This is a genomic window from Stenotrophomonas sp. YJH_SMC_122, assembly GCF_059369535.1.
This window is the reverse complement of sequence record NZ_JCAFST010000025.1, coordinates 1-8,693: the sequence shown is the minus strand read 5'-3', so window position 1 is coordinate 8,693 and position 8,693 is coordinate 1. Positions and strand designations below refer to the sequence as shown.

Genomic DNA, 8,693 nt, shown 5'->3' with positions numbered 1-8,693 from the left:
TGGTAGGTGCGGACCTTGGTCCGCACGCTTTTGCCGGCCAGCGGCCGGCACTACCCCCATCCGTGCGTGGTGGCTGCAGCTGGTAGGTGCGGACCTTGGTCCGCACGCTTTTGCCGGCCAGCGGCCGGCACTACCCCCATCCGCGCGTGGCGGCTGCAGCTGGTAGGTGCGGACCTTGGTCCGCACGCTTTTTGCCGGCCAGCGGCCGGCACTACCCCCATCCGTGCGTGGCGGCTGCAGTTGGTAGGTGCGGACCTTGGTCCGCACGCTTTTGCCGGCCAGCGGCCGGCACTACCCCCATCCGTGCGTGGTGGCTGCAGCTGGTAGGTGAGGACCTTGGTCCGCACGCTTTTTGCCGGCCAGCGGCCGGCACTACCGAATCCATGAATCTCTACGCGCTCAGCGCGCCAGCCAGGCACCTACGGCCACGGCCACGGCCAGCCACAGCCATTCCACCGCGCCGTTGGCCAGGCTGATCAGGGTCCAGGCCAGGTGCGGGCCCATCCGCGTGGTGGCATCCCACAGGTCCAGGCCGATCGAGCCGCCCATCCAGGCGCTGGCGATGGCCCAGTTGGCCACGGCGGCCACCAGCAGGGTGCCGAGCACGACCAGGGCGACGCGCAGCCGGCCTGGGCCCAGCGTGCCCAGGCGCAGCATGAACACCAGTTCCAGGGCGGCCAGCACCGCCATCCAGCCGACCTGCCGGCCGGTCATCAGCGCCAGGACCATCCAGGCGAGGGGAGCGACAAACAGGCCCAGCAGCAGCATGAGGGGCCAGAGCCAGGTCACGGTCCTGGCACGCGCGGCATTGGAGGACATCGAAGCTCCCAGAAGATCACCCACAGGATACTGTGGTTTGCCGCAGTGCACCGGCGGTGCGGGGGCGGCTGGGCTAGAATGCCGTCTTGCGTGGCTTCGGCCACGGCCCCATATCGGTCCCCATGTATTCCCGTAGCAGCGAACCTGTCCACTTCGAGCGCGATTGCGAGGCCGTGATGGTCCCGCAGGGCGATACCGTGACCCTGCCGGCCGGCAGCTATGGGTACATCACCCAGGCGCTGGGCGGCAGTTATTCGGTGTTCGTCGAGGGCAACCTGTTCCGCATCGCCGGCAAGGACGGCGACGCCATCGGCAAGGAGGCACCGGCACCGCTGGAACTGCCGGCCGACGCCACTGATGAACAGGTGGAACAGCTGGTGTGGCAGCAGCTGCGCACCTGCTTCGACCCGGAAATTCCGGTGAACATCGTCGAACTGGGCCTGGTCTACGAGGTCGAGATCAAGCACCTGGACGAAGGCCAGCGCGAGATCGACGTGAAGATGACCCTGACCGCCCCGGGCTGCGGCATGGGCGAGATCCTGGTCGACGATGTGCGCAGCAAGCTTGAAATGATCCCGACGGTGGCCGAGGCCGACGTCGACCTGGTGTTCGACCCGCCGTGGAACCAGCACATGATGTCCGAGGCGGCCCGGCTAGAGACCGGCATGCTTTGACCCAGGGCCCGCAGTGACGCGGGCCCGGCACTACCCGCAACCAGAACAGGAATCCTCCGGTGTCCCAGTCCATCCCCAGCTTCGCCGTCACCCGTTCGGACCACCCGCGCAGCGCTGAAGAGCGCGCCAAGATCCTGGAGAAGCCGGGCTTCGGCCTGCACTTCACCGATCACATGGTGGAAGTGCGCTGGGACAAGGATGCCGGCTGGCACAATGCCAACGTGCGCGCCTACGGCCCGCTGCAGCTGGACCCGGCCGCCGCCGTGCTGCATTACGGCCAGGAAATCTTCGAAGGCATCAAGGCCTACCGCCACGCCGACGGTTCGATCTGGACCTTCCGCCCGGATGCCAACGGCCGTCGCCTGCAGCGTTCGGCGCAGCGCCTGGCGCTGCCGGAACTGCCGGTGGAGATCTTCGTCGAATCGCTGAAGCAGCTGATCGCCGTCGACAGTGACTGGGTGCCTTCGGCCGATGAGTCGAGCCTGTATTTCCGCCCGTTCATGATCGGCGACGAGGCCTTCCTCGGCGTGCGCGGCGCGCACAAGGCCGGCTACTACGTCATCGCCAGCCCTGCCGGCCCGTACTTCGCCAAGGGCGTTGCCCCGGTGTCGATCTGGCTGTCCACCGAGTATGCGCGTGCGGCCAAGGGCGGCACCGGTGCCGCCAAGTGCGGTGGCAACTACGCCGCCTCGCTGCTCCCGCAGCAGAAGGCGCAGGCGCAGGGCTGCTCGCAGGTGCTGTTCCTCGACCCGGTCGAAGGCAAGTACCTGGAAGAACTGGGCGGCATGAACGTGTTCCTGGTCTACAAGGACGGCACGCTGGTCACCCCGGAACTGTCGGGCAGCATCCTCGAGGGCATCACCCGCGAGAGCATCCTGCAGCTGGCCCGCGACCGTGGCATGAAGGTCGAAGAGCGCAAGGTCAGCATCGACGAGTGGAAGGACGGCGTCGCCTCCGGCGCGATCAGCGAAGTGTTTGCCTGTGGCACCGCCGCGGTGGTCACCCCGATCGGCCAGCTGAAGGGCGACGGCTTCTCGGTGGGCGACATCAACGCGCCGGCCGGCGAAGTGACCATGTCGCTGCGCAAGGAACTGACCGATATCCAGTACGGCCGCCTGCCGGACCGCCACAACTGGCTGGTCAAGCTGGGCTGATCGCCCAACGCTGAACTGTAGAGCCGAGCCGACGCTCGGCTGCTCTTCCGGAAAGCCCGTCCCCGTGACGGGTTTTCTGCGTTGTGGGCCCGGGGCCGAACGCCGATGTCGGCAAAGTCATTCCAGGACACGTGACGCCCCAGTCAGGTCTGTGCAGGACACGAGAAAGTTCCTTCACCTTCACAAACCCTCGACCCGAAAAGTCTCAGAACGAACATTTCATCTTGCTGAAAAGACGCTGAAAATCTTGTGGTGTCCGGTTCTGGCCATTAGCGTCATATGCACGGCGGATCGTTAGGGGGATCCGCTGACTCACCGGACTTCGAACCTCGCCAACCCAAGCCAGCCCAGGGTTCGGGCCGGTGCTTCTGCCGATTCCGGCATTCACACCACAAGAAAGGGAAATACGATGTCCCAGGTAACGCAACCGCGTGTGCGTCGAGTGTGGGTGGTCCTTGGTGCGTCCGTTCTGTCATCGCTGCTGCTGGCCACGCCTGCGCTGGCCGGTGACGTCCAGCTCAGCGGCCTGCAGTCCGCGCCGACGCACCAGCGCTTCATCGTGAAGTACCGCGACGGTAGTGCGCCGGTGGCCAACACCACCGCACTGGCCTCTTCGCTGAAGAGTGCCGCCGCCGGCCTGGCCAGCAGCCAGGGCCGCGCGCTGGGCCTGCAGGAGGTCCGCAAGCTGGCCGTTGGCCCGACCCTGGTCAGGACCGATCGGCCGCTTGACCAGGCCGAATCCGAGCTGCTGATGCGCAAGCTCGCCGCCGACCCGAACGTGGAATACGTCGAAGTCGACCAGATCATGCGTGCGACGCTGACCCCGAATGACACCCGCTTCAGCGAACAGTGGGGCTTCGGTACCTCCAACGCGTCGATCAACGTGCGGCCGGCCTGGGACAAGGCCACCGGCACCGGCGTGGTGGTGGCCGTGATCGATACCGGCATCACCAACCATCCCGATCTCAACGCCAACATCCTGCCTGGCTATGACTTCATCAGCGATGCCGCGATGGCGCGCGATGGCGGCGGCCGCGACAACAACCCGAATGACGAGGGCGACTGGTACGGCGCCAACGAGTGCGGCTCGGGCATCCCGGCCTCCAACTCCAGCTGGCACGGTACCCACGTCGCCGGCACCGTGGCGGCGGTGACCAACAACAGCACCGGCGTGGCCGGTACTGCGTTCAATGCCAAGGTCGTCCCGGTGCGCGTGCTGGGCAAGTGCGGCGGTTACACCTCCGACATCGCCGACGCGATCGTGTGGGCCTCTGGCGGCACCGTCAGTGGCGTGCCGGCCAACGCCAATCCGGCCGAAGTCATCAACATGTCGCTGGGTGGTGGCGGCAGCTGCTCCACCACCTACCAGAACGCCATCAACGGCGCGGTCAGCCGTGGCACCACCGTGGTGGTCGCCGCCGGCAACAGCAACACCAACGTGTCCTCGTCGGTGCCGGCCAACTGCCCGAACGTGATTGCCGTGGCGGCCACAACCTCGGCCGGTGCGCGTGCCAGCTTCTCCAACTACGGCACCGGCATCGACATCTCGGCACCGGGCCAGAGCATCCTGTCCACGCTCAACACCGGCACCACCACGCCGGGCAGCGCCAGCTACGCGTCGTACAACGGCACCTCGATGGCGGCGCCGCACGTGGCCGGCGTGGTTGCGCTGATGCAGTCGGTCGCGCCAAGCCCGCTGAGCCCGGCGCAGGTCGAAAGCATCATCAAGAGCACTGCACGCCCGCTGCCGGGTGCCTGCTCGGGTGGCTGCGGCGCCGGCATCGTCGACGCCAACGCGGCCGTGGCTGCGGCGATCAACGGCGGTGGCAACCCGAACCCGGGTGGCAACGTGCTGCAGAACAACGTGCCGGTGACCGGCCTGGGCGCTGCAACCGGTGCCGAGCTGAACTACACCGTCGCCGTTCCGGCCGGTAGCAGCCAGCTGCGCGTGACGATCAGTGGCGGCAGCGGCGATGCCGACCTGTACGTGCGCCAGGGCAGTGCCCCGACCGATACCAGCTACACCTGCCGTCCCTACCTGAGCGGCAACAGCGAGACCTGCACGATCAACAGCCCTGCCGCCGGCACGTGGTATGTGCGGGTGAAGGCGTACAGCACCTTCTCGGGCCTGACCCTCAACGCCCAGTACTGAGCCCAAGACCCTCTCCATGGGCACGCCCTGGCTCCGGCCGGGGCGTTCTTGCTTCTGTAGCCAAGCCCATGCTCGGCTGCTCCGGCTGCGGACCGTTCTGCCGCGCTGGCATGCGGTTGCCGAGTATGGCTCGGCACTACAAGGGCAGCGCTCTGGCAGGTGCCGACCTTGGTCGGCCGCGGTTCCTCAGACCGACTCGAAGCGGTTCGCAGCCACGTTCTTGCGCACGTGCTGCGGGTCGAAGATCCGCCCGTTCATCGCGATGTACACGCCGCTCGGCAGCGACTGCACCGCACCGATCGCACAGCCGATGTTGAACTCCGCATCCGAGCCGCGGAAGCGTGCCGGGCTCAGTGCACCGGTCATCACGATCGTCTTGTCCGGGATCGTCGCCAGCACCTTGCCGGTCTGCACCATCGAGTCGGTGCCGTGGGTCACCAGCACGTGCCGGGTCGGCTGCGCGGCGATGGTGGCGCGGATCAGCTCGCGGTCCTCATCGTTGATGTGCAGCGAATCCTTGCGCAGGATCGGAATCACGTTGAAGCGGAACGTCACGCCCAGCTCGCGCAGGATCATGCCGATCTGCGGATCGCCGATCTGGTAGTCCGACTTGTCGTCGAAGTAGATCTTGTCGATCGTGCCACCGGTGGTGACGACCAGGAGCTCTTCCATCATGTGCATGCGCGAAACCAGGACAGGTACTGCGGCGCGGGGCCAGGAATGCAGATGATACGGCCCAGCGGGCGCAGCGTCAGCGTTGCTTGCCGAAGCGGGCGCGCAGGCCGGGCAGGCTGGCGCTGAAGATCACCAGCAGGGCCAGCGCGATCTCGATCAGCGCCAGCCAGCGCGTTTCCGGATGGCTCCAGGCGCTCATCACGCCGTGGCTGAACCAGCCCAGCGCCAGGACCGAGGCCCAGAATCCGGCCTTGCGCCAGCCCAGGCGCACGGCGATGGCCAGCGCCAGCGGCGGCGCGGTGAACACCAGCTGGGTCGCCAGCCAGTGCTTGTCATTGATGAACCAGCCGGCGAACAGCGCGGCCAATCCCATCAGGGCCAGCAGCAGGACCGTGCGCGGTGTGGCGATCATCGGGCCAGCCGCTGCGCGATGTCGGCCACCCGGCGCCCCAGCGCGCGCGCCAGCACGGCTTCGTCGTCGGTCGGCTGCGGGTCGTCGGCGGCACCGGCGACGTGGCTGGCACCATAGGGTGTGCCGCCACTGGTGGTATGGCTCAGCGCCGGTTCGGTGAACGGGATGCCGACGATCACGCAGCCATGGTGCAGCAGCGGCACCTGCATCGACAGCAGGGTCGATTCCTGCCCGCCATGCATGGATGCGGTGGAGGTGAACACGCCGGCCGGCTTGCCGGACAGGGTGCCATTGACCCATTCGGCGCCCAGCCCATCCAGGAAATGCTTGACCGGCGCGGCCATGTTGCCGAAGCGGGTCGGGCTGCCGAGCAGCAGGCCCTGGCATTCGACCAGGTCCTGCACGCTCACGTAGGGGGCGCCATCGTCGGGCACCGGCGGCTGCGCGGTCTGGGTCACTGCGGCCACTGGCGGCACCGTGCGCAGGCGCGCGGTCATGCCCGGCACTTCGCCGATGCCCCGCGCGATCTGGCGCGCCAGCCGTGCCACCGAACCGCCCCGGCTGTAATACAGCACCAGAATCTCGCCCATCGTGCCCGCTTCTCCTCGTCGTGTGGCCACCAGTATGGCTATCCTGCGAGCATTCCGCATCGGGTACCCTTCCACCGATGGAACCTTTGGATACGCTCAACCTGTGGATGGAGCGCGCGCGGGATCGCGCACGGGCCATCAGTTTCGGCCGCTTCCTGTGGCATCGCTTCCTCGACGACCGCCTGTTCCAGGCAGCGGCGGCGCTGGCGTACACCACGGTGTTCGCGCTGGTGCCGCTGGCCATCGTGGTATTCGGCGTGCTCTCGGCCTTTCCCGTTTTCGACCGCTGGAGCGATCAGCTCAGCGACTACGTCTTCTCCAACTTCGTGCCCAACGCCGCGCGCGCGGCCGAGGGCTACCTGCGGCAGTTCTCGGCCAGTGCTGGCCAGCTCACCGCCGCCGGCTTCATCGCGCTGGTGGTATCGCTGCTGATCACGCTCAACAGCGTGGAAGAGACCTTCAACCAGATCTGGCGGGTCGGCTCGACCCGGCCCAAGCTGACCCGCTTCCTGGTCTACTGGACCGTGCTGACCCTGGGCGCGATGCTCGCCGCTGCGTCGCTGGCGGTGTCGGCGAGGGTGTTCGCGTTGCCATTGTTCGGTACCCAGGAGGGCCGTTGGCTGGCCGAACTGGCCCTGCGGCTGGCGCCGATCCTGATCGAGTTCGTCTGCATCACGCTGATGTTCCGGGTGGTGCCGCACCACACCGTGAAATGGCGGCACGCGATACCCGGCGCGATCCTGGCGGCGGTGATCCTGGAGCTGGTGAAGTGGGGCATCGGCGCCTATCTGGGCAGCTTCCAGTCCTACCAGAAGCTGTATGGCACGGTCGCCTTCGTGCCGATCCTGCTGCTGTGGATCTACCTGTGCTGGGTGGCGGTGCTGCTGGGTGCGTCGCTGGCCTCCTCGATGGCCGCCTTCCGCTACCAGCCGGTTGAGCTGCGCCTGCCGCAGGGGTATGAGTTCTATGGACTGCTGCGCCTGCTTGGCCGCTTCCAGCATGCACGGGCCAAGGGCAAGGGCCTGGCCGATGACGAGATCCTGCGGCTGGAGCCGATGCTGACCGATTCACTGCTGCAGGACCTGATCTGCAACCTGCAGGAGATCGACCTGCTGCGCCGCGATGAGCGCGGCGAGTGGCTGCTGTCGCGCGACCTGGACCAGGTCAGCCTGGCCGATCTTTACGAATGCACCCAGCTGCGCATCCCGGTAGCCGAGCAGCACCTGCCGTACCGCGACGACAGCCTGGGCCGTGCCGCCTTGGCGGCGCTGGATGACCTGCGACTGCCCCTGCGCGAACGCCTGAAGCGCAAGGTCAGTGATATCTACACCGATTCCGGAGACATGCCATGACCCGCAAGACCCCGTTGCTGCTGCCGCTGGCACTGTTGCTGGCGCTGTCGGCCTGCAAGCCGGCCCAGGAGCCCACCCCCGCCAGCAGCCAGCCACCGGCACAGGCACCGACCCCGGCCACCCCCGCAGCGGTGGAGGAGACCCCGGCCGAACGTACCACCGCCGAGTTCCCGACGCTGAAGATGAAGGCGGTGGACGGCAGCGACTACGACCTGGCCGCGCATCGCGGCAAGTGGGTGGTGGTGAACTTCTGGGCCACCTGGTGCGCGCCGTGCCGCAAGGAGATGCCCGAGCTGTCGGCCCTGCATGCGATGCGCAGCAACATCGAAGTGGTCGGCCTGGCCTACGAGGACATCGAAGTGCCGGAAATGCAGTCGTTCCTGACCAAGCATCCGGTGACCTATCCGATCGTGATCGTGGACCCGTTCGATCCGCCGGCGGACTTCGCCACGCCACGCGGCTTGCCGTTGACGCATCTGCTGGACCCGCAGGGCAAGCTGGCGCATACGTTCCTCGGTCCGGTGACCGCCGCCGACATCGAAAAGCAGATCGCTGCTGCCAAGTAGGTTGGGTATCGGCAGGGCTGCGCCCTGCACCTGCGGTAGTGCCGGCCGCTGGCCGGCAACCCCAGCAAAAGCAACAGCAACAGCCCAAGCGGGTTTCCTGTGGGGAGGCGGGGTGGGTCCGGTTGCGGGGGACGCCGTAAATACGTCCCTGTAGGCTCGGTCGCCGCATCCATGCGGCTCACTGATCTGGCCCCCCGTCAGCGGACGCCAAGAAGCGATACTTTGATCGCACTTGGAGGCCCCTTATGTCCCGTATCACCCGTCGTAGCTACACCGATGAGTTCAAGCACCAAGCCGTG

The 8,693-nt window shown here is 67.1% G+C and carries 9 protein-coding genes; 5 read left to right on the top strand and 4 right to left on the bottom strand.

Annotated features, from left to right (window positions below; translation table 11 throughout):
• Positions 1–399: 399 nt before the first annotated feature.
• Positions 400–819, bottom strand: a complete 420-nt coding sequence (locus AC5P66_RS19835; protein ID WP_032953950.1) for a membrane protein — start codon at positions 817–819, stop codon at positions 400–402.
• A gap of 122 nt (positions 820–941) precedes the next feature.
• On the opposite strand from AC5P66_RS19835, the gene sufT reads away from it, so the two are divergent.
• The 3 genes from sufT (at position 942) to AC5P66_RS19820 (ending at position 4,799) form a co-directional block, all read left to right on the top strand.
• Complete coding sequence (gene sufT / locus AC5P66_RS19830; RefSeq protein ID WP_049414947.1) at positions 942–1,493, top strand: putative Fe-S cluster assembly protein SufT; 552 nt, start codon at positions 942–944, stop codon at positions 1,491–1,493.
• Between the two features lie 59 nt (positions 1,494–1,552).
• On the top strand, positions 1,553–2,647 hold the full coding sequence (locus tag AC5P66_RS19825; RefSeq protein WP_049414944.1) for a branched-chain amino acid aminotransferase: 1,095 nt from the start codon (positions 1,553–1,555) through the stop codon (positions 2,645–2,647).
• 409 nt (positions 2,648–3,056) lie between these two features.
• Positions 3,057–4,799 carry a S8 family peptidase gene (locus AC5P66_RS19820; protein WP_049414943.1) on the top strand — a complete coding sequence of 581 codons (1,743 nt, stop codon included), beginning with the start codon at positions 3,057–3,059 and terminating at the stop codon, positions 4,797–4,799.
• A 186-nt stretch (positions 4,800–4,985) separates the two neighbouring features.
• Here AC5P66_RS19820 and AC5P66_RS19815 read toward each other — a convergent pair whose 3' ends face one another.
• The 3 genes from AC5P66_RS19815 to wrbA all read right to left on the bottom strand — a co-directional run bounded on the left by AC5P66_RS19815 (position 4,986) and on the right by wrbA (position 6,476).
• Complete coding sequence (locus tag AC5P66_RS19815; protein ID WP_010481766.1) at positions 4,986–5,471, bottom strand: asparaginase domain-containing protein; 486 nt, start codon at positions 5,469–5,471, stop codon at positions 4,986–4,988.
• Between the two features lie 79 nt (positions 5,472–5,550).
• Positions 5,551–5,886, bottom strand: a complete 336-nt coding sequence (locus tag AC5P66_RS19810; RefSeq protein ID WP_099494729.1) for a DUF2069 domain-containing protein — start codon at positions 5,884–5,886, stop codon at positions 5,551–5,553.
• The gene (wrbA, locus tag AC5P66_RS19805) at positions 5,883–6,476 is read right to left on the bottom strand and encodes an NAD(P)H:quinone oxidoreductase (protein WP_012510135.1); all 594 of its coding nucleotides are present in this window, start codon (positions 6,474–6,476) and stop codon (positions 5,883–5,885) included. The genes AC5P66_RS19810 and wrbA overlap by 4 nt, the downstream gene beginning before the upstream one ends.
• Before the next feature lie 77 nt (positions 6,477–6,553).
• Here wrbA and AC5P66_RS19800 point away from each other — a divergent pair, with 77 nt between their 5' ends.
• Both AC5P66_RS19800 and AC5P66_RS19795 read left to right on the top strand, forming a co-directional pair.
• Positions 6,554–7,828 (top strand): YihY family inner membrane protein, encoded by a 1,275-nt coding sequence (locus tag AC5P66_RS19800; RefSeq protein WP_099494730.1) that lies wholly within the window; start codon positions 6,554–6,556, stop codon positions 7,826–7,828.
• Complete coding sequence (locus AC5P66_RS19795; RefSeq protein ID WP_099591109.1) at positions 7,825–8,394, top strand: TlpA family protein disulfide reductase; 570 nt, start codon at positions 7,825–7,827, stop codon at positions 8,392–8,394. Before AC5P66_RS19800 ends, AC5P66_RS19795 begins: the two co-directional genes overlap by 4 nt.
• The last annotated feature ends 299 nt before the right edge of the window (positions 8,395–8,693 follow it).